The organism is Streptomyces sp. NPDC051776 (assembly GCF_040681345.1).
GTDB lineage: Bacteria > Actinomycetota > Actinomycetes > Streptomycetales > Streptomycetaceae > Streptomyces.
This window is the reverse complement of sequence record NZ_JBFAYQ010000001.1, coordinates 182395-208529: the sequence shown is the minus strand read 5'-3', so window position 1 is coordinate 208529 and position 26135 is coordinate 182395. Positions and strand designations below refer to the sequence as shown.

The following is a 26135-nucleotide window of genomic DNA, read 5'->3' as shown; positions in this document are numbered from 1 at the left end:
CTTCGCGGGGCAGGTGAACCTGGGAGTGCTGGAGCAACCATAGGCGGAGCCGATGAGCCGCCCGTACGGGGAGTCGGAGCCCGGCGCCGACCCGCGTCAAGAACCGGTAAAATGTTAGGTAAGGCAATGAACTTCCAGTCGGCGAGCGGGAACGTTTCGGTCGATAACGTGAGAAAGGGTCTGGCCCCTGACTGTCCACCACCTCAACGAACTCCTGCTGGTCTGCTCGATCCTTCTGCTCTTCGCGGTGGCGGCGGTCAGGATCTCCTCGCGCAGCGGGCTCCCGAGCCTGCTCATCTATCTGGGGATCGGTGTCGCGATCGGCGTCGACGGCATCGGGGTCGAGTTCGACGACGCCCAGCTGACCCAATTGCTCGGTTACTCCGCACTCGTCGTGATTCTGGCCGAGGGCGGTCTGTCGACCAAGTGGCGTGACATAAGGCCCGCTCTGCCCCTCGCGGCGATGTTGTCGACGGTCGGAGTCGCGGTGAGCGTGGGGATCACCGCGGCAGCGGGCCGCTATCTGGTGGGGCTCGAGTGGCGGCAGGCCCTGATCATCGGTGCGGTGGTCTCCTCGACGGATGCGGCGGCGGTTTTCTCGGTGCTGCGGAGGGTGCCGCTGCCGCCGCGGCTGTCGGGTGTGCTCGAGGCCGAATCGGGCTTCAACGACGCCCCGGTGGTGATCCTGGTCGTGGCCTTCTCCAGCGTCGGCCCCGTCGACGCGTGGTATCTGCTGCTGGGCAAGGCCCTCCTGGAGCTGGCGATCGGAGGGGTGATCGGTCTGGGGGTGGGCTGGCTCGGGGCGTACGGACTCCGGCATGTGGCGCTGCCCGCATCCGGCCTCTATCCGATCGCCGTGATGGCCATCGCCGTCACCGCGTACGCCGCCGGCGCGCTCGCCCACGGCAGTGGCTTCCTCGCGGTCTACGTCGCGGCCCTCATCCTGGGCAACGCCAAACTGCCGCACTGGCCCGCCACCCGCGGCTTCGCCGAAGGCATCGGCTGGATCGCCCAGATCGGCATGTTCGTGCTGCTCGGACTGCTCGTCACCCCGCACGAGCTGGGCGACTACATCGTGCCGGCACTCCTCGTCGGGCTGGGGCTCACGCTCGTAGCGCGCCCCGTCTCGGTGCTCGTGAGCACGATCCCCTTCCGTACGTCCTGGGCGGAGCGCACGCTGCTGTCCTGGGCGGGCCTGCGTGGGGCGGTGCCGATCGTGCTCGCCACGATCCCGATGGTGTACGGGGTCGACGCCAGCAAGGACATCTTCAACATCGTCTTCGTGCTGGTGATCGTCTACACGTTGGTGCAGGGGCCGACCCTGCCCTGGGTCGCCGGCCATCTGCCGCTCGGCGAGGTGGACACAACCTCGGACCTGGGGATCGAGTCGGCGCCGCTGGAGAGGCTGAGCGGACACCTGCTGTCCGTCTCCGTCCCGGGGGAGTCGCGGATGCACGGTGTGGAGGTGGGCGAACTGCGGCTGCCGGCGGGATCCGCGGTCACCCTGGTGGTACGGGACGGAGAGAGCTTCGTGCCGTCGCCGACGACCGTGCTGCGGCGGGGGGACGAACTGCTCGTCGTGGCCACGGACCGTGTGCGGGACGCGGCGGAGAAGCGGTTGCGGGCGGTGTCGACGGGCGGCAAGCTGGCGGGCTGGCTGAGCATGGGCAACGGCGGCGGGCGATAGCCGAGGCTCTCGTCCGCGCTTTTCCGCTTTGCCCGGCTCCGGGGCGGGCACCGTCCAGGGCCTCGACCCAGGACTCTCGTCGACTTTTGTCCACTCTTGTTCGGCCTCTCTTGTTCGGCCTCTCTTGTTCGGCCTCGGGGCGTTGACCGTCCAGGTTCGACCAAATCACAGGGGGAAGGCCGCCCCGGTCGTACACATCACAGGGAATGGGCCGCATCTCCCTGTACTATGAAGAGGCACATAACGATCCACTCTGCCTGATGCAGAGCTGGCGCGACCGCTCGGCGGCCGCGGTCCTTCTGCCTCCTTCTCGGCGCGGACCCGGTATCTACCCCGGTCCCGCGCGAGAGGACAGCTCTCGGCGCACTCCGTGATCCCGGCACGGGCGCGCTACCAGGCGGCAGAAAGGCACGGCCGTGGCATCCGCGGTCTCCACCACCACCGCACGTTCCGTCAGGCGTCCCGGCTACGGGCAGTTGCTGCGCACACCCGGCGCATGGACATTCCTGCTGCCCGGCTTCGCTGCCCGGCAGCCCTTCGCGATGCTCACGATCAGCATCGTGCTGCTGCTCCGCCACACCACGAGCTCGTACGGCGTCGCGGGAGCGGTCGCTGCCGTCACCGGTGTCTCCATGGCCCTGTTCGCCCCGCAGGGCGGCAAACTCGCCGACCGCTACGGGCAGAGTGCGGTCCTGGTGCCCGGCGTTCTGATCCACGCGGCGTCGGGGGCGCTGCTGACGGCGCTCGCGCTGGCGCACGCTCCCCTGTGGGCGCTCTTCGTCGCCGCCGTGCCGACCGGCGCCTCCGTTCCGCAGATCGGCCCCATGGTTCGGGCGCGCTGGGCGTCCACGCTCGGGGGCGCCGGACTGCTCGTGGGCGCCATTGGGGACGGCTCCGCCAGCGGCCCCGGCACGAGTTGGGGACGGAACCCACTCCTGACGACCGCGGCCGCCTTCGAGTCCGTCACGGACGAGTTGACGTTCGTGATCGGCCCGGTGCTCGCGACAGCGCTGTCCACCGGCGCGCACCCGGCCGCGGGCCTGATCGCGGAGGCCGCGCTCACGCTGGCGGGCGGTCTTCTCTTCGCGGCCCAGCGCCGCACGGCACCGCCCGCCGACCGGCGGGCGGCCGGACCCGGCGGGAGCGAGGCGCGCGGCTCGGCCCTCGCCGTACCGGGCGTACGCGTGCTGGCCGTGGCGTTCCTCGGCATCGGCTCGGTCTTCGGCGGCATGCAGGTCGCGCTGACCGCCTTCGCCGAGGAGGCCGGTCACCCGGGCATCAACGGCGTGCTGTACGGGATCTTCGCCGCGGGCAACATGCTCGCGGGCGTGGCCTGCGGCGCCGTCGCCTGGCGCACCTCGCCGCAGCGACGGCTGCTGGTCTCGTACGCGGCGCTGGCGCTGGCGTGCTCCGCCCTCTGGGCGGTACATGCACCGCTGCCGCTGGGCGGGCTGGGGCTGCTGGCCGGGCTGTGCATCGCTCCGGCTCTGATCACGGGATACACGCTGGTGGAGTCGCTGGTGCCGGCGGAGTCCCGCACCGAGGCGTTCACGTGGCTGACCGGAGCGGTCGCCCTCGGGCAGGCCGCGGCGGTGACGGCTGCCGGGAGGCTCGCCGACGGCTTCGGTGCGAGCGCCGCGTTCACCGTGCCACTGACCGGAACGGCGCTGGCGCTGGCGACCGTGGTCGCACTGCGCGGGCGTATCGCGCCCCGTCGGCCGGGCCGGGTCGCGGCGGGAGCGACACCGGTGACGCCGGGTGAGGGTGATGCGGGCTTGGGCCGTACGGGCACGGGTGATGCGGGCCTGCGCGGTACGGGCCCGGGTGATGCGGGCTCGGGTGCGCCGGGCGCGAGCACGACCGGAGCGGGTTCGGCACGTGGGGTCGATCACCGTGTGCCGGTTGCAGTGGACTGATCCGACGGAATGCTGCACTATATTGCGTCGTTAGCACTCATCGAGTGAGAGTGCCAGGAGGAGCAAGTGCCGACCTATCAGTACCAGTGCACCGAGTGCGGCGAGGGCCTCGAGGCGGTGCAGAAGTTCACCGACGATTCCCTCACCGAGTGCCCCAACTGCAATGGGCGACTGCGCAAGGTGTTCTCCGCGGTCGGTGTCGTCTTCAAGGGCTCCGGCTTCTACCGGACGGACAGCCGCGGCTCGTCGTCCGATTCGGCCGGTAACGGGGCGAAGACCTCGTCCGGGTCGTCCACCGAGTCGAAGGGCAACAGCGGCTCGTCCTCCTCGTCGGACGGTTCCTCGTCCTCGGCTTCGCCCTCCTCGTCTTCTTCGTCGTCGTCTTCGTCGTCGTCTTCGTCGTCGTCTTCGTCCTCGTCTTCGTCCTCGTCGACGTCGGCGAGGTCGGGCAGCGCGGCCTGAGGCACAACGGCCCGGCCGGTCGCCGTCGCTGATTCGTACCCGACCCCCCTTCCTCCGAGTCCGGGGGAGCGGGGTCCGGCGTACCACCGGCCCCCATAGGGTGGGGCACATGGTCGAAACGAGCAGTTCCCAGGCGGAAATCGGCGTCATCGGCGGGTCGGGGTTCTACTCCTTCCTCGACGACGTGACCGAGGTCACGGTCGACACCCCCTACGGTGCGCCGAGCGACTCGCTGTTCCTGGGCGAGATCTCCGGCCGCCGGGTCGCGTTCCTCCCCCGGCACGGCCGCAAGCACCACCTCCCCCCGCACCGCATCAACTACCGGGCCAACCTGTGGGCGCTGCGCTCGCTCGGCGTCCGGCAGGTGCTGGGGCCATGCGCGGTGGGTGGTCTGCGGCCGGAGTTCGGGCCGGGCACGCTGCTCGTACCGGACCAGCTCGTGGACCGTACGAAGGGGCGCACGCAGACCTTCTACGACGGCGAGGCGCTGCCGGACGGACGCGTGCCGAACGTCGTGCATGTGGCCTTCGCCGACCCGTACTGCCCAGTGGGGCGTGAGGCCGCGCTGGCCGCGGCGCAGGGCCACGGCTGGGAGCCGGTGGACGGCGGGACGCTCGTGGTGGTGGAGGGGCCGCGCTTCTCGACCCGTGCGGAGTCGCGCTGGCACGCGGCGCAGGGCTGGTCGGTCGTCGGCATGACCGGGCACCCGGAGGCGATCCTGGCGCGCGAGCTGGAGCTGTGCTACTCGACGATGACTTTGGTGACGGATCTCGACGCGGGCGCGGAGACGGGCGAGGGCGTCTCGATGGCCGAGGTCATGCGGGTGTTCGGGGAGAACGTGGCCCGGCTCCGGTCCGTCGTCTTCGACGCGGTGAAGGCGCTGCCCGAGCCGGATGGCCGCTCCTGTCTCTGCTCGACGGCGCTGAATGGCATGGACACAGGGCTGGAGCTTCCGTAGCGCTGGGGAGGGAGGGGTGCCTGAAGGCGATGCCCGGAGGCGCTGGCGTGGGCTGTGTTCAGTGGTGGTTCCGTGACGCTTCGTGGCGCTCCGGAACCTCCGCGGACGCACCTCCGGGGACGGGCCTCCGGGGGCGGAAGTCGCGGACCTGCGTTTCGTCGCCGGGCCTCCGCGGACGCACCTCCGCGGACGCACCTCCGGGGACGGGCCTCCGGGGGCTGAGCGTGCCCGGGCAGTCACGTGAGGGTGACGAAGTTTTCCACAGCTGTGGGGCTGTCCACAGGGCTCAGCGGGGCGGCGCGAACACGGGCAGTGTGAGGGCGGAACGAGAGCGAAACAGCTCTCCCCAGCGCTTCGGCGACCCCGCTCTCCACGACAGGTGGTGTCCTGCCCATGTCCCGCAACGTCCGTCACACCGGTGGCGCGCTTCCCGCTCCCCCGCCTCGCTCGGTTCCTCACTTCGCGCCCGTGCGCTCGGGCGGCCGACGGTATCGCCTGGTCAGAGCCGTGCGGAGGCGTCGTCGCACCCTGGCCATCCTGCTCGCCACCGTGGCTGCGCTGGTGGCCGCCGCGGCCCATTCCGGCGAAGGGGAATGGACAGCGCTCGCCCTCCCTGTCGTAGATTGCGGAACCGTCTGTTCCTTTGGTCGTGCGCGCAGAGAGAGGCTCCGACGTGAGCGAGGAGAACAAGGGCGCCCTGCAGGGCTTCAAGCAGTTCCTGATGCGCGGGAACGTGGTGGATCTCGCCGTCGCGGTGGTCATCGGAGCGGCCTTCACGAACATCGTGAACAGCGTCGTGAAGGGCTTCATCAATCCGGTCCTGGGCGCCATCGGCTCCACGAACCTCGACCACTACTCGCTGTGTCTGAGCGACAGGTGCGTCAAGAACTCATCGGGGGAGGTCACCGATGGGCTCTACTTTCTCTGGGGCTCGGTCCTCAGCGCCACGATCACGTTCCTCATCACGGCCACGGTCGTCTACTTCCTCATGATTCTGCCCATGAACCGGTACAAGGAGCGGCAGGCCGCGAAGGCTCCCGTGGAGGCGACACCGGCCGAGGTGACCGAGATCGAGCTGCTGGCCGAGATCCGCGACCTCCTGGCGGCCCAGCGGGACGGCACGGCACGGGACCGTCTGCCCGCCCAGAAGCACCGGCCGTAGCCTGGACCGCGGGAGAGCCGCGGCAATCGCGGCGCGGTTCGGGGCGGTGCGGAGTGGAGAACCGCGGGACATCGGCGCCCGGCGCGATCCGGCGGATCACTTTCGACCGGGTCCACAGGCCCAGCGGCTGGGCGTGGTCACCTTGCCCGGCGCCGCCTCCGGCATACTGCTCGTCGCACGGGGGCTGGTCCACGGGTACGCGGTACGCGAGCGGGCCCGGCTGCAGACCCCGGAGCGCAACCGGTGAGCACGGCCGAGGCGGCGGCACGGTCCTGGCCGGGCGGGCGGCCCGTCAGACGTGGTGCGGCGGCTTCTCGTCGAGGAAGCGGGCCAGATCGGCGGCGCTGTCGCCGCCCGAGTGCCGGTCCCCCCAGCCCTGGTCCGTTTCGTCCGTGGAGGGCCGGGCCAGTGGATCGTCGAAGTCCAGCCTGGCGGCCAGGGCGGCGGCGCTCTCCGCGGGCTCGGGCCGCTCGGGCGTAGGGACGGTAGTCATGCGTCCAGCGTACGGGGATGGCCCGGGAGGCGGCCCCGGCAGGTGCCCGTGGGGTGATGTCCGGCTCAGCGGTCCTGGGGATCCAGCAGCCACAGCACCAGGACGACGGCGAACGACAGCCCGAGAAAGCCCGTGCACCACCAGGCCGTGCGTGTGCTCCCCTGCATCCAGGCATCAACGGCCACGGCAAGTGCCCAGAGCTGTCCGACGACCACGGCGATGGCCAGGGCGAGTCGGCCCGACAGTCTGGTGGAGCGACCTGGCTGCCGCTGGGTGTCCGAGGCCGGGCCCGGGCCGCTGTGCCGGACTTGTGGGTCGGTCACACCTGCTCACTCCCTACCGGAGGGGCGTCGGGGCAGCCGATCTCGCGGGCCGTGTCCGGGTAGTCCTTGATCAGCTGTCGGCACAGCCCTTCCTCGATCGTCTCGCCGGAGCGGGCGGTCCCGATCGCCCAGATGCTGCCGTCCAGTTGCTCGACGACCGCGACCTTCGGCAGGCCGCGCGGGGGCGGGCCGGCGACGACCTCCCCGGTGCGTACATCGAAGACGCCCTCGTGGCACGGGCAGTACAACTCGCCGTCGGCCTGCGGCTTTTCGCGCCAGAGCACCGCGCACGCCATGTGGGTGCAGACGGCGGAATAGCCGACGAGGGACCCATCGGTGAGCCGTACGGCGACGGCCCGGTCGCCGGCGCCTGGATACCCGAAGGCGACGGCCTGTCCCACGGCAAGCCGGGAGGCGATGCGCTTGGGCCCCGGGGAACCGTCGGCGTCGGCCTCCCGGTGCAGCATTCCTCCGGCGACACCCACCCCGCCCAACGCCAGACCGCCGGAGACGACGGCCAGGATGCGCAGATAGTCGCGCCGGGTGGTCGGTGCGCCGGCACCGGGACGGCCGGGCGGAGCCTCCGGCTGGTCGTCCGTCTCCTCCGTCAGGCTCATCGCACGTCCACTCCGTTCACCTCGACGACCGGGAGCCCGCTCGGCACCGTCCACTGCACCTTGTCCGCGGGTACGACTGTCGCCACGCCGGTTCCGACTCTCACACCGCCGAAGGCGAACGTGTCGGTGACCTGGACGCCGGGGCGTGCGGCGTGGAGTTCTTCGAGCGTTCCGTAGAACAGCGCACCCGTGGGACAGACGGCAGCGCACAGGGGGTCGAGATCCCGCGCGGTGCGGTCGTGGCACAGGTCGCACTTCATCGGGACCTGTGTACGGACGTCGATCTCCGTGGCGCCGAAGGGGCAGGCGTTCACGCAGTCCGAGCAGCCGATGCACCGTGTGACGTCGGTCTGCTGCACCACGCCGTCCGGCGTGACGCGCAATGCGTCGGCCGGGCACACCTGGACGCATGGCGCGGCCGGGTCCTCGCAATGCATGCACAGGGTGGGAAAGGAGGCTGCGCTGTGGCCCTCGTCGGGCTGGTCGATGTGTACGAGCGCGGTGCCGCGATGGGAGTCGCACTGGCGGCAGGCGGAGACGCAGGCTCCGCAGCCGGTGCAGCGATCCGGGTCGATGAAGAGAGTCCTGCCCATCATCGGCGGCTCAGCCCCTCTCGCCCACGGTTGGGGCCCCCGGACCCGCGGACGGACCGGCGGATGGGCCCGCGGGCGGACCCGCGGACGGGCCCGCAGGCCGGGCCGCGGGCCGTACGGCGGCGGGCGGAGGAGGCGGGGCGGGCACCTCGTCGGGAGACTGCCCCCGTTCGATCCGGCAGGCGCACAACTTGTAGGCGGGGACGTGGGACTGCGGGTCCCGCGCGTCGGACGTCAGGGCGTTCGCCGCCACAGGGAAGGGCCAGTGGTGCGGCACGAACACCGTGTCGGGGCGGATGGCGTCGGTGACCACGGCGGGCAGGACGACCGCCCCGCCGCGGGTGACGACACGGACCGGGTCGCCTGTGCGGTAGCCGTGCGAGGTGTGCAACTCGGCCCGGGGATACGCGGATTGTTCGGTGAGTCCCGGCACCCGCCGTGTGTGGTTGCCGGAGAGGTAGTGCGCGCCAGTACGGCCGGTGGTGAGCGAGAGGGGGTACTGCGTGTCGGCGGGTTCGGGGGGCTCCTGCCACTCCACGGGCTGCAGATGGAATCTGCCGTCGGGGTGGTGGGTGCGGCCGTCCTCGAACAGCCGGGGGGTCCCGGGGTGGTCGGTGGAAGGGCAGGGCCAGGCGATGCCCCCGGTCTCCATCAGCCGTTCGTAAGTGATGCCGGAGTAGTCGTAGGGGGTGCCGGCAGTTGCGGTCCGCACTTCGTCGAAGACCTCGCGCGAACCGGCGAAGGCGAACGCGTCGCCCGAGCCCAGCCGCAGCGCGAGCTGGCACAGCACCCAGATGTCGGTCCGCGCTCCGGGCGGGGGGTTCTGCGCCTTGTTGTGCTTGACCACCCGCGCCTCGGCGTTGGCCATGACGCCCTCGTCCTCGGCCCAGGCGGCGACGGGCAGGACCACATGGGCGTTGGCGGCGGTCTCGGAGAGGAAGACGTCGCACTGGACGTGGAGGTCGAGGGCGTCGTAGGCGTCCTTGGCGGCCGCACGATGAGGAAGGGAGACGAGGGGGTTGGTGGCGACACCGATCAGGCCGCGGATCTCGCCGTGGCGCATCAGGCGGGCCATGTCCGCCAGCGAGGCCCCGGCGCCGGGCAGTTGGGAGGCGTCGATGCCCCAGATGCTGGCGATCTCCCGGCGGTGGTCCGGGTCGGTGACGGACCGGCCGCCGGGGAGCGTGTCGGCGTGCAGGCCGTGTTCCCGCCCGCCCTGGGCGTTGGCCTGGCCCGCAAGGGTGCCGTACCCGGCGCCTGGCCTGCCGATGTTGCCGGTGGCGACGCAGAGATTGATGAGGGAGAGGCAGTTGCCCACGCCCTGGGTGTGGTGCTGGAGGCCGCGTGCGTGCCAGGCCATGGCGTTGCGTGCCCGCCCGAAGATCCGGCCCACCTGTTCCACCTGTGCGACGGAGACACCGCAGATCGAGGCGGCACGCTCCGGGGGATACGCCTCCGCGGTCTTGCGCACCTCCTCCCATCCGGTGGTGTGCGCGGCGAGGAAGGCGCGATCGGTGAGGCCGTCGCGGATCACCACATGCAGAACGGAGTTGAAGAAGGCGGAGTCGGTGCCGGGGCGGAGGGCGACGTGAATGTCCGCGGTGCGGGCGACGGCGGTCTCACGGGGGTCGACGACGATCAGCGTCGCCCCGCGGTCCCGTGCGCCCCAGATGTACTGCATCACCACGGGGAAGCACTCCCCGGTGTTCGAGCCCGCGAGAAGGAGACAGTCGGAGTGCAGCATGTCAGCGAAAGGGTTGGTGGAGCGGTCGATGCCGAACGCAAGGTCGGCGGCTGCGCTCGCGGCCGCTGCGCCCAGCCTGCCGTTGCTGTCGACATGCCGGGTCTTCAGCGCCACGCGGGCGAACTTGCCCAGGAGGTAAGCCTTTTCGCACGTCAGGCTTCCGCCGCCGACCACACCAACGGCGTCGGGGCCGAACACCGCCTGGATCCGCTGCATTTCGGAGGCGGTGTGGTCCAGCGCCTCCTCCCAGGTAGCCCGGCGGAAGGACTCGTCGCGGGTGCGGCGGATCAGCGGGGTGGTGAGCCGCTCGGCATGGTCCAACTGCTGGTAGGCGTCGATTCCCTTGGAGCACAGGCGCTTGCGGTTGATGTCGTGGTCGCGCGGTTCCACGCCGAACACCGTGCCGCGCCGGTCAACCCGGAGATACAGACCGCACTGCACACCGCAGTAGCCGCAGTGGGTGGGCACGCGCCGCTCACCGGTGCCTGGCGACGTCATGTGGCACCCTTCTTCGCCTCGGCGAAGTACGCGCCGCCGCGCAACTGCCGTTTGCAGCGCGGGCAGTACGCGGTCCACTCCTCCAGCCGGAGGTCGAGCTCGCCCATCGTGCTGCGGAGGCCGGCCGCGGCGGGATCCGTACCGAGGGGTTCCTCGCACCTGCGGCAGGAGAGGACCTCTCCGGACCGCCGGGCGCGGTCCCCCAGCAGCCGGGCACCGACCGAGGCTGGTCGCTGCACGATGTGGAAGAACTTCCCGAACGGCAGGCAGATGAGGGTGAAGACCACCGAGACCATATGGAGGACCGCCAGAAACGAATAGCCCCGGCCGCCCAGGAAGAGGGAGGAGAAGGTCAGGAGCAGCCCGGTCACGGCGATCACGATCAGCGCGAGCAGCGGCAGCATGTCGTACGCGAAGTTCTGGCCGGTGGCGCCGCCGCGATTGCGCATGCGCTGCCAGAGGAAGTACCCGGCTCCCGCGATGACCAGGACGGCGGCCAGGTCCAGCACATGGAACAACGCCCACCCCACGAAGCCGAGCGCGTCGAAGCCGATCACCTCGAAGCCCCAGATGCGCAGCACATATCCGGGGCCCGTGGGGCGCCTCGCCGTGAAGGACACCCAGCCCCAGGTCAGCGGAAACGTGATCAGCGCGGCAAGCAGACAGCCCCAGACGATGAGCTGGTGCGCGATCCAGCGGGCACGCGAGCCCGCGCCCGGGGGCGTTCGGAAGCCAAGATGGACGGCGAGCGTGCGGGCCACGGCCGTAGGGGCCGCGCGGAGTCCGGCCTTGGAGAACAGGGAATGCCGGCCCTGCCGGTGGAGGTTGCGGGGGGCGGGCGCCGAAAGGCGGACAGTGCAGCGGTAGGCGACGCCGAAGGCGAGGAAGACGGTGGCGACGGCATAGGGCAGCAAGGCGGCGTCGAAGGTCCGGAGGTAGCGGCTGCCGAACACGATGGCGAGGACGAGCAGCAGGGAGACGGTGGTGGCCACGGTGGTTGCCCGCAGCGCGGTGGGGGACGGCGCCGCTGCTGCCGGACGGGCGGCTGAGGGCTCGGACACACGGTCACCGTAACGGCTTATGGGGCTATGAGCCCGATATGCGAGGCGCGCGGGTGAGAGATGGGATGAGGGTGCGTACAGGCCACGGACCGTCACGGAACACGGGGACGAGAGGCGGAGGGGACCCGAGATGAGCGAGCACTCACGGTCCGGGCCCTCAGGCCCTGGGCATGGCGGGACCGCGGCGCCCCTGCGTCCTATGACCGCTCGCAGCCGCGATGAGGCGCACCGCGCCGCCACTCCGCTGGAGCTCTTCTTCGACCTGGTCTTCGTCGTGGCGATCGCCCAGGCGGGGGTCTCCCTGGCCCACGCCCTCGCCGAGGGCCACTACGCGCACGGCGTCGTCGGCTACGTCACGGTCTTCTTCGCCATCTGGTGGGCGTGGATGAACTTTTCGTGGTTCGCCTCCGCCTACGACACGGACGACGTCCTGTACCGGGTCACCACGCTGGTCCAGATGACGGGTGTGCTGATCCTGGCGGCGGGTGTGGCCCGTGCGTTCGACGACAACGACTTCGCGCTCATCTGGTTCGGCTATCTGGTGATGCGGATCGCGCTGGTCAGCCAGTGGCTGCGGTCCGCCAGGTGGGCCCGTGGTGCCGAGCGCGGAATGGCCCTGAGATACGCCACCGGGGTGACCGCCTGCCAGCTCGGGTGGCTCGGGCTGCTGCTCCTGCCGGACCATGCCAGACCGTGGCTGTTCCTGGTGATGGCGCTCCTCGAGTTGTCCGTGCCCATGTGGGCCGAGCGGAAATGGCAGACGACGTGGCACCCGCATCACATCGCGGAGCGTTACGGACTGTTCATCATCATCGTCCTTGGCGAGACCGTGTTGGCGGCGACGGCGGGCGTCCGGGTCGCCGTCGACGAGAGCGACGAACTTGGCCACCTGCTGCCGATCGCGGGCGGCGGGCTGCTGATCATCTTCTCGGCGTGGTGGATCTACTTCGTGGTCCCGGCGCATGAGCGGCTCACCTCGAACCGGGTGGCGTTCCTGTGGGGGTACGGCCACTACCTGGTCTTCGGCTCGGCTGCCGCCATCGGCACGGGCATCGAGGTCACGGTCGAGGAAGCCATCGGCAAGGCGCACATATCAACCGAGGCGGCATCACTGACCGTCACGATCCCGACGGCCCTGTATCTGTTCACCGTCTGGCTGCTGCACGCCCGGTTCAGCAAGCGCGGGATCGGCCAGGCCATCCTGCCGGTGACCGCCGTGCTCGTGCTCGCCTGCACGTTCGGGGGACGAGCCGCGGTGCTGCTGGCAGGTGTCGTCTCGGCTGTCTCGGTGGTGGCCGGCGTCATGGTCTCCACACGTCAGGCGCGAGCCGGGATGGATCGACGGGAGCAGGAGACCGTATGAATCCGCGGAGCCCAGCACATGAAACCGGAGTGGGCAAGCGCATGAGCCGGGGGCGGGGAAGGGCAGCGTGTACGGAGTGGGAGAGCACATGATTCTGGTCACCGGAGCCACGGGCAAGGTGGGCCGCAATGTCGTCGAGGAGCTGCGCGAGGCGGGCGTCGCCGTACGCGCGCTGGCCCGCGAACCCGCCGCGGCAGAATTCGACGCACGGGCAGGAGTCGACGTGGAGGTCATGCGCGGCGACCTGACGGACCCTCGGTCTCTTGTGCCCGCTCTGCGGGGCGTCGATGCGGTGTTCCTGCTCTGGCCGTTCCTCACCACAAAGGCGGCGCCTCCCGTGCTGGAGGTGATCGGCGAGCACACGCGCCGGATCGTGTACCTCTCCTCCCAGGGTGTACGGGACGACGGCGCCGTACAGGCCGACCCGATCAACGCCTTCCACGCCGAGATGGAGCGGCTGATCGAGCGTTCCGGTCTGGAGCGGACGGTCCTGCGGCCCACCGGCTTCGCGAGCAACGCCCTGGGATGGGCCGAGCAGATCCGTGAACGGGACGTGGTGCGGCAGCCGTTCGGCGACCTCGCCCGGCCGCTTATCCACGAACGGGACATCGCGGCGGTCGCGGCCCGCGCGCTCGCCCAACCGGGCCACCGGGGCCGGACGTACGTCCTGACCGGGCCCCGCTCCCTGACCACGCGCGAACAGACCGACGCCATCGCCGAAGCCATCGGCCGCCCGCTGGCTTTCGAGGAAATGCCGATGGAGGAGGCACGCGCATCGATGCTCGCCCAGGGTCTGCCCGCCGAGGTGGCGGATGGCATGCTCGCCGCCCACGCGGAGATGATGCGGAGCCCCGAGCCGGTGAACCGAAAGGTGGAAGAGCTCACGGGGGCACCGGCCAGGACGTTCCGCGAGTGGGCGGCCGATCACGCGGACGAATTCCGATGAGGAAAGGGCGCCAGCTCTCGAGCGCTTCCCCGACCGACCGGAGATGCACGCGGTTCACGAGACCGACCACCAAGCCCTCGATGTGCTGGAACACGGCGGATAGATTCAAGAACGCGGCGGACCATGGCCACTGACAGCCCGGTCCGCTTCTGCGACCCGATCAGTCCATGGCATGCACGGTTCGACCGAGAACACCTCATGCAACATCAACTCGCTGCTTGGCATGGAAGCGTCAACGGTCTGCTGCGGCAACACTTCCCATGAGCACCGGGCTCCCGCCACAGCCGCGAACGCGCTTCGATGCCGTCGCCGCCGAACCCAACAGCCTCCCCACGCAAGGCGCTCGGCTGGGAAACCCAGCCGAGCGCCTTTCGAACTGCTCGCGGCCCGACCAACACACCGGTGTTGCGACGAACATTGAAATCCGCCGGGCGGGCGCCGGGGCTCTGCTCAGGGAGAGGGCGCAACGCCCTCGCGGGCACTACGCCGCCTCATCAAAACCCGTGTCGCGAGCCAGCTTCTTCAGTTCGAGCAGCGCATGCTTCTCGATCTGCCGGATCCGCTCGCGCGTCAGCCCGTGCTGCTTGCCGACCTCGGTCAGTGTGCGCTCCCGCCCGTCGTCGATCCCGTACCGCATCTTGATGATCGACGCGGTGCGCTCGTCGAGCTTGCCGATCAGGTCGTCCAGCCCCTCGCGCCGGAGCATCACGAGCACCGACTGCTCGGGCGTTGCCGCCGAGGTGTCCTCCAGCAGGTCGCCGAACTGGGTCTCGCCCTCGTCGTCCACGGACATGTTCAGGCTCACCGGGTCACGCGCCCAGTCGAGCACGTCCCCGACGCGCTCGGTCGTGGAGCCCAGCTCCTCGGCGATCTCGCCGTGCTCCGGATCGCGGCCGTTCTCCCGGTTGAACTCCCGCTGCACCCGCCGGATCCGCCCCAGCTCCTCCACCAGGTGGACGGGGAGCCGGATCGTGCGGGACTGATCGGCGATGGAACGTGTGATGGCCTGACGGATCCACCAGGTTGCGTACGTGGAGAACTTGAAGCCCTTGGTGTAGTCGAACTTCTCCACAGCGCGCACCAGGCCCGCGTTGCCCTCCTGGATCAGGTCGAGCAGCGGAAGCCCACTGCGCGGATAGCGGCGTGCCACGGCGACGACGAGACGGAGGTTGGAGCGGATGAAGTTGTCCTTCGCGCGCTCACCCTCGGCGGCCAGGGCCTCGAGCTCCTCGCGGGTGGCACCGGCTCCGTCGGTCTCACCGACGTCGCCGTCGAGGATCTGCCGGGCGTAGATTCCCGCCTCGATGGCCTGGGACAGCTCGACCTCCTTGGCGGCGTCGAGCAGAGGGGTGCGCGCTATCTCATCGAGATACATGCCGACCAGGTCACGGTCGGCGATCTCTCCGCCGACGGCGCGACCACTGTTCACCCGGTCGGTCTCGGTGGTCGTGCCGTCGGACTTACGACGGGCGACGGCGCGGGTTGCCATGCGTGCTCCCTTTCACGGTGTCGGTCTGACGCGGGTTGATGGCGGCGGTTCACCCTGGCATCGGGTGCCCGTTCCGATGGAAACAACGACTGGAATCCGGACACAATTCCCAAGCCGCCCGACAATTTTTGTGATCATGCAGTACCCTGTCCGGCTCACAGAGGGAGGCGACATGGTGTCGGCATCGTCGGAAGTGCAGGTCAGACCCGGCGCGGAGGACGACCTCGAAGCCCTTACGGGCCTCTACAACCACTACGTCCGCGAGACGGCGATCACCTTCGACACCGGGCCCTTCACGGCCGAGGAACGCCGACCATGGCTGCTCTCCCACAAGAAGGACGGCCCGCACCGCCTGCTGGTTGCGCAGGAGCGACCCGGAGGCCGGATTCTCGGATACACCACAAGCAGCCGCTTCCGTCAGAAGCCCGCCTACGACACCTCGGTCGAGGTCAGCGTCTACTGCGCTCCCGACGCCGCCGGGCGCGGCGTCGGCACGCTGCTCTACAAGGCGCTGTTCGAGGCACTGGAGGGCGAGGATCTGCACCGCGCGTACGCGGGGGTCGCCCTGCCCAACGAAGCCTCGGCCCGTCTGCACGCACGCTTCGGCTTCGCCCTGGCCGGGACGTTCCGTGAGGTCGGACGGAAATTCGGCCGCTACTGGGACGTGGCCTGGTACGAGAAACCGCTCGGGCCCTCGGCGCTAACTACGGCTGCCCCGTCTCTGCGACGCGCTTGATCGCCGCGAGGCGGGCGTCCCACTCGGCGGCCATCCGGTCCAGAAGGCGCGCAGTCGCGCCGAGCGCTTCGGGCCGCACCGCGTAGCGCATTTCGCGCCCCTCGCGCCGGCCCGCGATGAGTCCTGCCCGGTCCAGCACGGCGAGGTGCTTCACCACGGCCTGCCTGCTGACGGGCACCTCCGTGGCGAGGAACGTCGCGGTCGCCTCGCCGTGCCGGGCGAGGGCGTCGAGCAGCCGCCGGCGCATGGGGTCGGCCAACGCTGCGAACACCTCGTTCGCGGCCTCGTAAGCAACGACCTCCGAACCAGCCGCCCCGTAGCCAGCCCCCGAACCGGCAGCCCCCGAACCAGCAGCCCCGCAACCAGCAGCCTCGGAACCAGCGGTCATTCCGCGGGCCGCGCGGGCAGCACCGTGGCCGCCCCCGGCGCCTCCCCGACCCCGCTCGTCACCCTCGCCCCCACCAGCTCGTACGCCCCCTTCGCCTCCCCGCCTCCCACGCCTCCGCCGCGCGGGGCGCTCATCCTGCCGCGTCCGGCGGCGCCACCGGCCCGGCCAGCGCCTCGACGTGATCGAACACGATGCCGAGGGCCCGTCCCCCCGGCGCCACGGCTCTCGTACGTATCGTCCGGGCTGGGCCCGGCCGGAACCGCGCGGCTCACCAAGAGCCCGGGTTCTCGTCGGCCGCGTCCCGGCGGTCTGCGTCCCGGGCGGCCGGTGCGCTGTCCCGGTTGTCCGCCATGGGGCTGTCCCGGTTGTCCGTCATGGGGATTCACCTCCGTGCGCGGTCGCACGCGGCCTGATCAGCATCCGCCGCCGCACCGCATCCGACGCCGCATCCGCAACCCCAGGGTTGCACGAACACCAGGATGGCACGCACACACACCGTCACGCACCCGCTAGATTGCGTATCAAGTTGCGCATCAAGCGGAGCCCGCATCACAAGCGGAGCCCGCTTCACACACCGGCCAGCAGATCCAGGATCTGCGAGCCGTACTTCGCCAGCTTGTTCTCGCCCACACCACCGACCGCGCCCAGCTCCGCGAGCGTCGACGGCGCCACCGTGGCGATCTCGCGCAGCGTCGCGTCGTGAAAGATCACATACGCGGGGACGCCCTGCTCCTTCGCCGTGGCCGCACGCCAGGCGCGCAGCTCCTCGAAGACCGATACCGCCTCCTCGGGCAGCTCCGCCGGGGCCGGGCGGCGCGCATTGTCGCTCCTCGACGGCTTCGCGGCCCGCGTCGCCCGCTCGGGGTCGCGCCGCAGCGGCACCTCACGCTCCCCGCGCAGCACCGCCGCGCTCGCGTCGGTGAGGACCAGCGTGCCGTACTCGCCCTCGACCGCCAGCAGCCCCTGGGCCAGCAACTGCCGCGCCACGCCCCGCCATTCGGCCTCGCGCAGGTCCGAGCCGATCCCGAACACGCTGAGTGCGTCGTGGTCGAACTGGATGACCTTCGCCGTCTTCTTCCCGAGCAGGATGTCGATGATCTGGCCCGCCCCGAACTTCTGCCCGCGCTCGCGCTTCAGCCGGACGACGGTCGACAGCAGCTTCTGCGCCGGGACCGTTCCGTCCCAGGACTCGGGCGGCGTAAGACAGGTGTCGCAGTTGCCGCACGGAGTGCTCTTCTGCCCGAAATAGGCCAGGAGTTGGACGCGACGGCATTCGACGGTCTCGCAAAGGGCCAGCATCGTGTCGAGGTGGGTGGCCAGGCGCCGCCGGTGGGCCTCGTCGCCCTCGGAGTCGGCGATCAGCTTCCGCTGCTGGACGACGTCCTGCAGACCGTACGCCAGCCAGGCCGTCGACGGCAGACCGTCGCGACCCGCCCGCCCCGTCTCCTGGTAGTAGCCCTCGACGGACTTGGGCAGGTCCAAGTGCGCCACGAACCGTACGTCGGGCTTGTCGATGCCCATCCCGAAAGCAATGGTGGCGACGATGACCACCCCGTCCTCGCGCAGGAACCGGGCCTGGTGCGCGGCGCGGGTCTGCGCGTCGAGCCCGGCGTGGTAGGGCAGCGCCTCGATCCCGCTGCGCACCAGAAACTCGGCGGTCTTCTCGACCGAGGCGCGCGACAGGCAGTAGACGATGCCTGCGTCTGCGGGGTGCTCGGTGCGCAGGAGCTGGAGAAGCTGTTTCTTGGGCTCGACCTTCGGCACGATCCGGTACTGGATGTTGGGCCGGTCGAAGCTCGCCACGAAGGCACGGGCGTCCTGCAGCTTCAGCCGGGAGGCGATCTCGGCGTGGGTGGCGGGCGTCGCGGTTGCGGTGAGCGCGATACGGGGGACGTCGGGCCAGCGCTCGTGCAGTTCGGACAGGGCCAAGTAGTCGGGGCGGAAGTCATGGCCCCACTGGGACACGCAGTGGGCCTCGTCGATGGCGAAGAGCGCGATCTCGCCGCGGTCGAGCAGGCGCAGAGTCGTCTCGACCCGCAGCCGTTCGGGGGCGAGATAGAGCAAGTCCAGTTCACCCGCGAGGAATTCGGCCTCGACCAGCCGCCGTTCGTCGGGATCCTGGGTGGAGTTGAGGAATCCGGCGCGCACGCCGAGGGCCCGCAGAGCGTCGACCTGGTCCTGCATGAGCGCGATGAGCGGCGAGACGACGACGCCGACGCCGTGCCGTACGAGTGCGGGGATCTGATAGCAGAGCGACTTGCCACCGCCGGTGGGCATGAGCACGAGCGCGTCGCCGCCCGCGGCCACATGCTCGATGATCTCCTGTTGTTCGCCCCGGAAGGAGTCGTAACCGAAGACGCGTCGCAGTGCCCGCAGAGGCGGTGCATCGTAGGCGCCGACGGCCTCCGGAACGGAACCGTCCGGCCCGTCACTCACGTCACTGCCGTCACTCGGGTCGCTCGTCACGGGACCGGTCGCCTCGGGGTCGTCCATCCGCCCATCTTAGGAGGATGCGCATACGGCACGGGGCGTTCCCGCCTCGGCGCGAAAAGGCGGCACAACCGGTGATTCCCCTAAACCTCATCCGTTCAATTCCTTCACATTGCGGGGAAGGTGTGTTCGCTCGCGGGACCCCTGGTGGCGGCTTTAATCAAGGTGTTACTCCCGCGTACGGTTCATGACACGCTGAGGGTGAACTCTGATGTCGCCGCTGCCCATTCGGCGCGGCACTTCCCGGAGTTACCCGCGTACACCACAGAGGTCCTCCCCCCACAATCCGACAAGGATGGGACCGCAATATGCAGAACTCGCCGGAGCGCGCTCCCGCGCCCCGGGGTGCGGCCCCGCCGCACCCCCACGCGACCGGGCGGGCGGCGCACGGACCGCCCCACCCGGGCAGGCCGGAGCGCCGCCGTCATGAACCGCCTCCATGGGGGCCGCAGTTGTCCCTCGCTGCTGCCCAGGCCCGCCGTGCCCCGGGCACCGGCACCGTAGGGGCCGGCCGTACGGATCCGGGTGCCCCCCGCGCCGGGACCGAGGGCCGTCGCGCCCCGAGCGGTGGCCGGGGACACCCTTGGGCTCCGGGCATGCGCGGACGCTGAGTACCCAGGGGCCCCTGGGTATCCATGCGCTCCGAGTATCCAGGCGCGCCGAGTTCCAGGGACTCCGCCTCGCAGCGGCACGTCATTCGTCCGCCCCGCTCTCACCCCACGGTCCGAAACCGCTCTCACCCGCGGTCCGAACCGCTCTCACCCATGGTCCGAACCGGCAAGTCCCCCGGTTGTTTCCGCCGTATCCACGCCCTGTTTCCGCCCGCGGACGCAACCCACCACACATTCCCGGGCTCTTGCCTGCCGTACCGCATTTTGAACAACTTCCGTGCAGAGGAAGGAAATTCACAGGTGCTCACCTCGCACCCGACCATCTCACTGCATTCCTCCGCGGCGCTTCCCGGCGGCCCGGACGAACAGCCCCCCACCGGTGGGCGCGTGCTGGCGATCGGCATGCCCGGACCGAGACTCGAGCAACTGACCAGGACCCTGGTCTCCACCGGGCACGAGGTGAGCCATGCTCTGCCCGGGCGCGTGAACGAGGCGCTCCAGCAGGCGCCCCCGGACGCGATCGTCTCCCTGGACGACGACCGGAGCGGGCCGTTCGGCGCGTACGGGCTGGATGTGATCCGTGAGGTCCGCGGCGCCCCCGCGGGCCGTGCGCTGCCCCTACTCATGGTGACGGACAACCCCGGCCCGGCCGATGTCGCGGACATGTTGCGGCAGGGCGCCGACGACTGCATACCCGAGACCTCCGACCCGGTCGAACTCGCGGCCCGTATCGAGGCCAAGCTGCGCCGCGTTCCGGTCCCGGTCGAGAATCTGCTGCTCGACCCGCGCACCGGCCTGTACTCCGAGCCGCACTTCCTCGATGAGCTGGACCGCGAATTGCAGCGCCCCGAACAGGCCCGCCGCGGCGGTGTGCTGGCGATCGTGAGTGTCGCCGAGATGAGCGTCCTGGAGTCCCGGCTGGGCCCGCGCGTCCGCCGCGAGGTGGCCGAACGCCTCGCCGGAGTCGCCGAGAAGATCGGCAGCCCCTGCGACCGGCTGGGCTGGGATCACGAGGGCCGCCTGCTCATGCTGATGCCCGGCGTGGAGGAGGAGGCCGCGCGCCGCCGGCTGCAGGAGCTCGCGCACACGGTCGCGAGCACCCGTTTCATCGTCGCCGACGAGAACGTGCTGCTGACTCCCGCGATCGGCTGGACGCCGCTGGCCGGGTGCAACCGCCGGACGCGGGTCGTGGAGCAGGCGCGCGGTGCGACGGCCGAGGCGTCGACCCACCGCGATCTGCGCCCGGTGCGGTATGCCCCGTGGATGCGCGGCAACCCCCGCCGCAACCCCCTCGGCACGGCGGTCCGCTCGCTGTTGACGTGGCTCTCCCCGGTCGTGGTGCTCGCGGTCGGCGTGGGCGTGCCGTTCGTGCTCTACCAGCAGGTGTACGCGATGGGCTTCGACCTGGGGTCCGTCATGTACTGGGTGGTGGTCTCCGGACTCGTGGTCTCCGCCCTGCTGATCGTGCTGGAGTGTCTGTTCTCCCTGGATTCCGTCCCCCGCCCGGCGAAGCCGGGTTCGCCGTATCCGCCGGCCAGCGCGGTCATCGCCGCGTATCTGCCGAACGAGGCCGCCACGATCGTCGACACCGTCGAGTCGTTCCTGCGCCTGGACTACCCGGGCGAGTTGGAGATCGTGCTCGCCTACAACACACCGCATCCGCTGCCCGTGGAGGACACCTTGCGGGCTGTCGCACGCCGCGACCCGCGGCTGGTGCTGCTTCCCGTCCAGGGCAGCACGTCCAAGGCCCAGAACATCAACGCCGCCGTCACCCGCGTCCGTGGCGAGTTCGTCGGCATCTTCGACGCCGACCACCACCCGGCCCGCGACGCCTTCCGGCACGCCTGGGACTGGCTGTCGAACGGCTACGACGTCGTCCAGGGCCACTGCGTCGTCCGCAACGGCGACAGCACCCGGGTCTCCAAGCTGGTCGCGGTGGAGTTCGAGACGATCTACGCGGTGAGCCACCCGGGCCGCACCCGGCTCTACGACTTCGGGGTGTTCGGCGGATCCAACGGCTTCTGGCGCACCGACCTCCTCGCCCGCACCCGTATGCACGGCTCGATGCTGACCGAGGACATCGACTCCACGATGCGCGCGCTGAAGGAGGGCGCGCGGTTCGCCATGGACCGTACGCTCATCTCGCGCGAACTCGCGCCCACCACCCTCACCTCGCTGTGGAACCAGCGGTCGCGCTGGGCCCAGGGATGGCTGCAGGTCTCCCTCCGGCACCTCTGGCAGGCGCTGCGCTCCCCGGTGTTCACACGCCGCCAGAAAGCCGGTCTGTTCGTGCTGCTGGGCTGGCGGGAAGTGCAGCCGTGGCTGACGCTGCAGATCCTGCCCGTGCTGCTGTACTCGGCCTGGCGGGCGGGCGGCATCGGTGAACTCGACTGGGCCGTACCGGTCTGCCTGCTGGCCACGCTGTTCACGGTCTCGGCCGGGCTGATCCAGGCCGCGTTCGCCTGGCGGCTGGCCGTGCCCGAACTCCACAGGCGCCGTGCCTGGTTCTGGACTTACGTCCTGGTGTCCACCGTCTTCTACAGCCACTTCAAGAACATGCTGGCGCGGCAGGCCTGCCTCAAGGAGGCGCTGGGCGACCGCCAGTGGCGTGTCACCCCGCGTGCCGTGACGGCGGTGACCGAGCCGTGAGCCCCGCCTCCGCCGCACCCACCGGAACCCCTCGGACGAGGGCCGCCTCCCCCCACGACAGGGCGGCCCGGACACGTACCGAGGCGGTCTCCTCGCCCCGGCCGCCGGAGGGCGCCCCTCCCGGCGGCCGGGCGCGGGAGATCGAGGGCTTCCGTGGTCTGGCCGCGCTGAGCACGGTGGTCTTCCATGTGTGGCAGCAGTACTTCCGCTACGACGCGGACGGTATCCACCCGCCGGTGGACAACCCGTATGTCGGCGCGGTGATCTCGCTGGAGGTCATCGATCTCTTCTTCGTGATGTCCGCCTATCTGCTGACGCTCTCGTACGCGCGGGCGGCGATCGACGGCGGCTCGGTGCGCCCGGCCCGGGTCTTCCTCTTCCGGCGCGCGATACGGATCGTGCCGCTCTACTTCCTCGCGGTGCTGCTCGTCTGGGCGTCCCGCAATCCGACACTGCCGGGCAACTGGTCCGACTTGCTGCAGCACCTGACGTTCACTCATGTCTTCAGTCAGGAGCAGATTTTCTACACACTGGGCCCGACATGGTCCCTGTCGCTGGAGATCATGTTCTATCTCGCGCTCGTCGCACTGGGCCCGCCCGCCGTAAGGGCCTGCCGTTCGCTGCGGCAGCGGAGTTCGCGGGTCGCGCTGTGCGCGGGAGGGTGCCTCCTGCTGTTCGTGGTCCCGGTGCTCTGGATCGCCGTGGCCCACTACGCGTACGACATCCCGCACACCGAATGGCCGGTGTACTTCGGCCCGCAGGCCCGCTTCGGCGGCTTCGCGGCCGGCATGGGGCTGGCCGTGGCGATGGTGGCGCTCGGCGAACGGGGCAGGATGGGCACGGGAGCGGCGGTCGCGCTCCGGAGCAGCGTGCTCGTGGGCCTGTTCCTGCTGTCGCTGATCTCGGCGCCGGAGAACGCGCTTTTCACCTTCTTCCACCCGCTTGCGGCCCTGCTGTGGGTGCTGCTGCTGTACAGCACGATCCACGTCCGGCGGCAGGGGCGGTGGCAGAAGGCGCTGACGGCCCGCTGGCTCACCGGTGCCGGGCTGGTCAGCTACAGCCTCTTCATCTGGCACGAGCCGATCATGCTCCAGCTCCACACCTCAGGCCTTCTGCCTTCGGGCCCGGGCGGCTATCCGCTGGCCGTGCTGATCGTCCTGGCGGTGGCGGTGCCCGCGGCCGTGGCGAGCTACTGGCTGATCGAGTACCCCTCCGGACTGCTGGGACGGCTCAAGGACAAGTCCGGGGGCCCGCGCGACTTCTACGCCGATCCGGCGCGCCGGACGTTCTGACCATGAGCGTGGAAGGTGGGCACGCGGCGACGGCCCGCCCGCGCCCGGGTTCCCCGGCGCGGGCCGACGCTCACCAGGCGCGGTCGGCCCTTCCCCGCCCCCCGTCCGTTCCACGTTCCGCAGCGGCACCGCGAGACGCCGCTCCGACACCGGGCAACTGCCTGGCCCCGAGCGGGCGTTGGCACCCCCAGCACGCTCCGGCACAGCGCGGACGGCCGGACGGTGCCCCATCGCGGGCCAGTCCGTCCGGAGGTCAACACCGCGTCCCACGTGGGCTGTCCGCACATGTACGAGGCCCCGGGCGCACGGAGAGACGGGAACACCGGCTGAACGTGTACTGCGCGCAGCCCACGTCGCGCACTCCCCGCGCGCGCCACGATCGACAGCGCAGCGATCCGGGCCCTGTTTCGCACGCCCTGCCCGAGCGCCGGCCTCCGCGATAGCCTGGGCCTGAGAGAGCCCGCGCCCGAAGGACGCTGCACCGAGGGTCCGTGGGCCGTTGCCCGGCGCCGTCGACGCCGGTATGCGGAGCGTCCACGGCCAGGGACTGGGTCATGGTGGAGGACACGCACGAGTCGCCGAGCGATCTGCCCGATCCGACCGCGCCGGCGGTGGGCTATGCGGGAGTGTTCAGCGACCTCCTTCCCATCGCGCTGTGGCGGGCCGACGCCGACGGGCACATCCTGCAATGGTCGCTCGCCGCCCGGGAACTGCTCGGCTACACCCCCGATGAGCTCGTCGGCAAGCATCTGAAACCGTTCCTCGTACCGGAGACGCACTGGGAACTGGCCGACCGGCTCATGGGCCGCGTCCTCTCGGGCGAAGCCGTGGTCGGGTGCCTCCCGGTCCGCCACCGCGAAGGACACATCGTCCAGATGGAGACCTGGATATGCCCCTCGGCGGACGAGCGCGGCCGTACGGGCTTCCTCGTCGTCTCGGCGGAGACATCAGCGGTCCTTGGCATGCGGGACTCGCTCGCCGCCCTGGAAGGGCTCTTCGCCCAGTCCCCCATCGGGCTGGCCATGCTCGGCCCCGACTTGCGCTTCCTGCGGGTGAACGAAGCGCTGGCCCGGATGACCGGTGTGCCCGCCACCGAGCACATCGGCAAGCGGGTCGGCGAAGTCGCGCCGGACGTCAACGCGGCCGGCCTGGAAGCCGTCATGCGGCAGGTGCTGGACAGCGGTGAGGCCGTGGTGGACCTCCGCCGCCCCGGGCGAACCCCCGCCGACCCCGATCACGAGCGGATCTGGTCCTGCTCGTACGCGCCCCTGCTGGACGGCGCCGGCAGCCGGCTGGGCGTGATCGCCTCCCTGATCGACATCACCGAGGAGCAGCTCGCGCACGCCGAGGTCGAGCGGACACGGCAACGCCTCGCGCTGCTCGCCGCCGCCGGTACGCGGATCGGCACCACCCTGGACCTGCGGCGCACCGCAGAGGAAATGGTGCAGGTCCTGGTGCCGCAGCTCGCCGACTCGGCCGATGTGCAGCTGCTGGAAGGGGTACTGGGCCCGGACGAGGCACCGCCGTCCACCCAGGGCTGGGCGCGCCGAGTGGCCCGCAAGTACAGCGACCCGGCCGCTCCCCTGCAGGAATTGGCGGTGGGCATGACCTACCAGGTGCCACGCGAGTCGGTGTACGAGCAGGTGATCGCCAACGGTCGCGCCATCAACCTCTACATGTCGGACATCCCCGCGCTGCTCACGGATCCGGGCGCCGAGCGGCTGCGCACCTACCTGCGGCGGCGGGTCGGCGCGTGCCGGCTCGTACCGCTGGTCGCACGCGGCACCGTGCTCGGCGCGGTCATTGTCACCCGCACCCGCGACCGCGATCCGTTCGACGACCAGGAATGCCTGCTCATGGACGAAGTGGTGGGGCGGGCGGCGCTGAACATCGACAACGCCCGCATGTACACCAGCGAGCGGCGCGCGGCCCTGACCCTCCAGCGCAGCCTGATGAGCTCCGCGCTACCGAACGTGAGCGGTCTCGACCTCACCGCTCGCTATCTGCCCGCCAGCGCCCATGAGGTCGGCGGCGACTGGTTCGATGTGATCGCCCTGCCCGACGGCAGGACCGGGCTGGTCATCGGGGACGTGATGGGTCACGGCATCCACGCGGCGGCGGTCATGGGCCAGCTCCGTACGGCGTTGCGCACCCTGGCCCGCCACGACGTCCCCCCGGCCGAGATGCTGGTCTCCCTCGACGCCGCCGTGGCCGACTTCGGCGAGAACGAGATGGCGACCTGCGCGTACGCCGTCCACGACCCGGCCGCCGGTGAGGTCCTCATCAGCCGGGCCGGCCATCCGCCCCCCGCGGTGGCCGATGCCGGGGGCCGGGCCGGATACGTCGAGGGGCCGCCGGGCCCGCCCCTGGGCGCGGGCGGCGGGGACTTCCGGGCCGAACGCGTTCGGCTGGCCCCGGAGAGCCTGCTGGTGATGTACACCGACGGGCTCGTCGAGGCCCGCGACCGGGACCTCGGCCGGGGCATGCACGAACTCGTCCGGGCCCTGCGGAACCTCGACCGGCCGCTGGAGGAGATCTGCGACGGTCTGCTGAACCGCATGCTGCCCCCCGTGGTCCAGGACGACGTCGCGGTGCTCCTCGCCAGGCCGTCTCCCCGCGCACCGGCGGCACGATGAGCGCTCGTTCCCGGTTCGTAC

General features: G+C 70.6%; 19 protein-coding genes and 1 pseudogene. 11 read left to right on the top strand and 9 right to left on the bottom strand.

All coding sequences use genetic code 11. The annotated features are described in order from the left end of the window. Nucleotides 1–187 precede the first annotated feature (187 nt). The 5 genes and pseudogenes from AB0M26_RS00915 to mscL all read left to right on the top strand — a co-directional run bounded on the left by AB0M26_RS00915 (nt 188) and on the right by mscL (nt 6185). Nucleotides 188–1687 carry a potassium/proton antiporter gene (locus tag AB0M26_RS00915; RefSeq protein WP_365252980.1) on the top strand — a complete coding sequence of 500 codons (1500 nt, stop codon included), beginning with the start codon at nt 188–190 and terminating at the stop codon, nt 1685–1687. Nucleotides 1688–2103: 416 nt separating this feature from the next. After that, a pseudogene (locus AB0M26_RS00910) lies at nt 2104–3423 on the top strand (MFS transporter); the annotation flags it as partial. Nucleotides 3424–3669: 246 nt separating this feature from the next. Continuing rightward, nucleotides 3670–4065 carry an FmdB family zinc ribbon protein gene (locus AB0M26_RS00905; protein WP_365252365.1) on the top strand — a complete coding sequence of 132 codons (396 nt, stop codon included), beginning with the start codon at nt 3670–3672 and terminating at the stop codon, nt 4063–4065. A 109-nt stretch (nt 4066–4174) separates the two neighbouring features. Next, nucleotides 4175–5023, top strand: coding sequence for an S-methyl-5'-thioadenosine phosphorylase (locus AB0M26_RS00900; RefSeq protein ID WP_365252362.1), 849 nt, complete (start codon nt 4175–4177; stop codon nt 5021–5023). A gap of 721 nt (nt 5024–5744) precedes the next feature. Continuing rightward, nucleotides 5745–6185: a large conductance mechanosensitive channel protein MscL gene (gene mscL / locus AB0M26_RS00895; RefSeq protein WP_365252977.1), complete on the top strand. Its 441-nt coding sequence runs from the start codon at nt 5745–5747 to the stop codon at nt 6183–6185. A gap of 292 nt (nt 6186–6477) precedes the next feature. On the opposite strand, the gene AB0M26_RS00890 is transcribed toward mscL, so the two are convergent. The 6 genes from AB0M26_RS00890 to AB0M26_RS00865 all read right to left on the bottom strand — a co-directional run bounded on the left by AB0M26_RS00890 (nt 6478) and on the right by AB0M26_RS00865 (nt 11460). Beyond that, a complete protein-coding gene (locus AB0M26_RS00890; RefSeq protein WP_365252359.1) occupies nt 6478–6678 on the bottom strand; it encodes a hypothetical protein in 201 nt (66 codons plus the stop codon). Between the two features lie 65 nt (nt 6679–6743). Beyond that, a complete protein-coding gene (locus tag AB0M26_RS00885; protein WP_365252356.1) occupies nt 6744–7001 on the bottom strand; it encodes a hypothetical protein in 258 nt (85 codons plus the stop codon). After that, nucleotides 6998–7618 carry a Rieske (2Fe-2S) protein gene (locus AB0M26_RS00880; protein ID WP_365252353.1) on the bottom strand — a complete coding sequence of 207 codons (621 nt, stop codon included), beginning with the start codon at nt 7616–7618 and terminating at the stop codon, nt 6998–7000. Before AB0M26_RS00880 ends, AB0M26_RS00885 begins: the two co-directional genes overlap by 4 nt. Beyond that, nucleotides 7615–8214, bottom strand: coding sequence for a 4Fe-4S dicluster domain-containing protein (locus AB0M26_RS00875; RefSeq protein WP_365252350.1), 600 nt, complete (start codon nt 8212–8214; stop codon nt 7615–7617). Before AB0M26_RS00875 ends, AB0M26_RS00880 begins: the two co-directional genes overlap by 4 nt. Before the next feature lie 7 nt (nt 8215–8221). Beyond that, nucleotides 8222–10453: a molybdopterin oxidoreductase family protein gene (locus tag AB0M26_RS00870; protein ID WP_365252347.1), complete on the bottom strand. Its 2232-nt coding sequence runs from the start codon at nt 10451–10453 to the stop codon at nt 8222–8224. After that, the gene (locus AB0M26_RS00865) at nt 10450–11460 is read right to left on the bottom strand and encodes an MFS transporter (RefSeq protein WP_365252974.1); all 1011 of its coding nucleotides are present in this window, start codon (nt 11458–11460) and stop codon (nt 10450–10452) included. The genes AB0M26_RS00870 and AB0M26_RS00865 overlap by 4 nt, the downstream gene beginning before the upstream one ends. 184 nt (nt 11461–11644) lie before the next feature. Between AB0M26_RS00865 and AB0M26_RS00860 the strand changes: the two genes are divergently transcribed. Then, the gene (locus tag AB0M26_RS00860) at nt 11645–12877 is read left to right on the top strand and encodes a low temperature requirement protein A (protein WP_365252344.1); all 1233 of its coding nucleotides are present in this window, start codon (nt 11645–11647) and stop codon (nt 12875–12877) included. 67 nt (nt 12878–12944) lie between these two features. Beyond that, nucleotides 12945–13823, top strand: a complete 879-nt coding sequence (locus tag AB0M26_RS00855) for an NAD(P)H-binding protein (RefSeq protein ID WP_365252341.1) — start codon at nt 12945–12947, stop codon at nt 13821–13823. Nucleotides 13824–14304: 481 nt separating this feature from the next. On the opposite strand, the gene AB0M26_RS00850 is transcribed toward AB0M26_RS00855, so the two are convergent. Further along, complete coding sequence (locus AB0M26_RS00850) at nt 14305–15312, bottom strand: sigma-70 family RNA polymerase sigma factor (protein ID WP_365252338.1); 1008 nt, start codon at nt 15310–15312, stop codon at nt 14305–14307. A 172-nt stretch (nt 15313–15484) separates the two neighbouring features. Here AB0M26_RS00850 and AB0M26_RS00845 point away from each other — a divergent pair, with 172 nt between their 5' ends. Next, complete coding sequence (locus AB0M26_RS00845) at nt 15485–16048, top strand: N-acetyltransferase family protein (RefSeq protein WP_365252335.1); 564 nt, start codon at nt 15485–15487, stop codon at nt 16046–16048. Here the strand turns inward: AB0M26_RS00845 and AB0M26_RS00840 are convergent. Together AB0M26_RS00840 and recQ are read right to left on the bottom strand one after the other, a co-directional pair. Further along, the gene (locus AB0M26_RS00840) at nt 16017–16319 is read right to left on the bottom strand and encodes a metalloregulator ArsR/SmtB family transcription factor (protein ID WP_365252333.1); all 303 of its coding nucleotides are present in this window, start codon (nt 16317–16319) and stop codon (nt 16017–16019) included. The genes AB0M26_RS00845 and AB0M26_RS00840 overlap by 32 nt on opposite strands. A gap of 684 nt (nt 16320–17003) precedes the next feature. Further along, on the bottom strand, nt 17004–18929 hold the full coding sequence (gene recQ, locus AB0M26_RS00835) for a DNA helicase RecQ (RefSeq protein ID WP_365252330.1): 1926 nt from the start codon (nt 18927–18929) through the stop codon (nt 17004–17006). 908 nt (nt 18930–19837) lie between these two features. Between recQ and AB0M26_RS00830 the strand changes: the two genes are divergently transcribed. The 3 genes from AB0M26_RS00830 (at nt 19838) to AB0M26_RS00820 (ending at nt 26114) form a co-directional block, all read left to right on the top strand. Beyond that, a complete protein-coding gene (locus AB0M26_RS00830; protein ID WP_365252327.1) occupies nt 19838–22186 on the top strand; it encodes a glycosyltransferase in 2349 nt (782 codons plus the stop codon). Next, entirely contained in the window at nt 22183–23478 is a 1296-nt protein-coding gene (locus AB0M26_RS00825) for an acyltransferase (RefSeq protein WP_365252324.1), read from the top strand. The genes AB0M26_RS00830 and AB0M26_RS00825 overlap by 4 nt, the downstream gene beginning before the upstream one ends. A gap of 554 nt (nt 23479–24032) precedes the next feature. After that, nucleotides 24033–26114 carry a SpoIIE family protein phosphatase gene (locus AB0M26_RS00820; protein WP_365252321.1) on the top strand — a complete coding sequence of 694 codons (2082 nt, stop codon included), beginning with the start codon at nt 24033–24035 and terminating at the stop codon, nt 26112–26114. The last annotated feature ends 21 nt before the right edge of the window (nt 26115–26135 follow it).

What these genes read in the sequence shown, in the direction of transcription:
- AB0M26_RS00880 (WP_365252353.1), bottom strand. Translation starts at nt 7,618, where the DNA reads ATGAGCCTGACGGAGGAGACGGACGACCAGCCGGAGGCTCCGCCCGGC.
- recQ (WP_365252330.1), bottom strand. Translation starts at nt 18,929, where the DNA reads ATGGACGACCCCGAGGCGACCGGTCCCGTGACGAGCGACCCGAGTGAC.
- AB0M26_RS00875 (WP_365252350.1), bottom strand. Translation starts at nt 8,214, where the DNA reads ATGATGGGCAGGACTCTCTTCATCGACCCGGATCGCTGCACCGGCTGC.
- AB0M26_RS00850 (WP_365252338.1), bottom strand. Translation starts at nt 15,312, where the DNA reads ATGGCAACCCGCGCCGTCGCCCGTCGTAAGTCCGACGGCACGACCACC.
- AB0M26_RS00890 (WP_365252359.1), bottom strand. Translation starts at nt 6,678, where the DNA reads ATGACTACCGTCCCTACGCCCGAGCGGCCCGAGCCCGCGGAGAGCGCC.
- AB0M26_RS00900 (WP_365252362.1), top strand. Translation starts at nt 4,175, where the DNA reads ATGGTCGAAACGAGCAGTTCCCAGGCGGAAATCGGCGTCATCGGCGGG.
- AB0M26_RS00820 (WP_365252321.1), top strand. Translation starts at nt 24,033, where the DNA reads ATGGTGGAGGACACGCACGAGTCGCCGAGCGATCTGCCCGATCCGACC.
- AB0M26_RS00845 (WP_365252335.1), top strand. Translation starts at nt 15,485, where the DNA reads ATGGTGTCGGCATCGTCGGAAGTGCAGGTCAGACCCGGCGCGGAGGAC.
- mscL (WP_365252977.1), top strand. Translation starts at nt 5,745, where the DNA reads ATGCGCGGGAACGTGGTGGATCTCGCCGTCGCGGTGGTCATCGGAGCG.
- AB0M26_RS00860 (WP_365252344.1), top strand. Translation starts at nt 11,645, where the DNA reads ATGAGCGAGCACTCACGGTCCGGGCCCTCAGGCCCTGGGCATGGCGGG.
- AB0M26_RS00870 (WP_365252347.1), bottom strand. Translation starts at nt 10,453, where the DNA reads ATGACGTCGCCAGGCACCGGTGAGCGGCGCGTGCCCACCCACTGCGGC.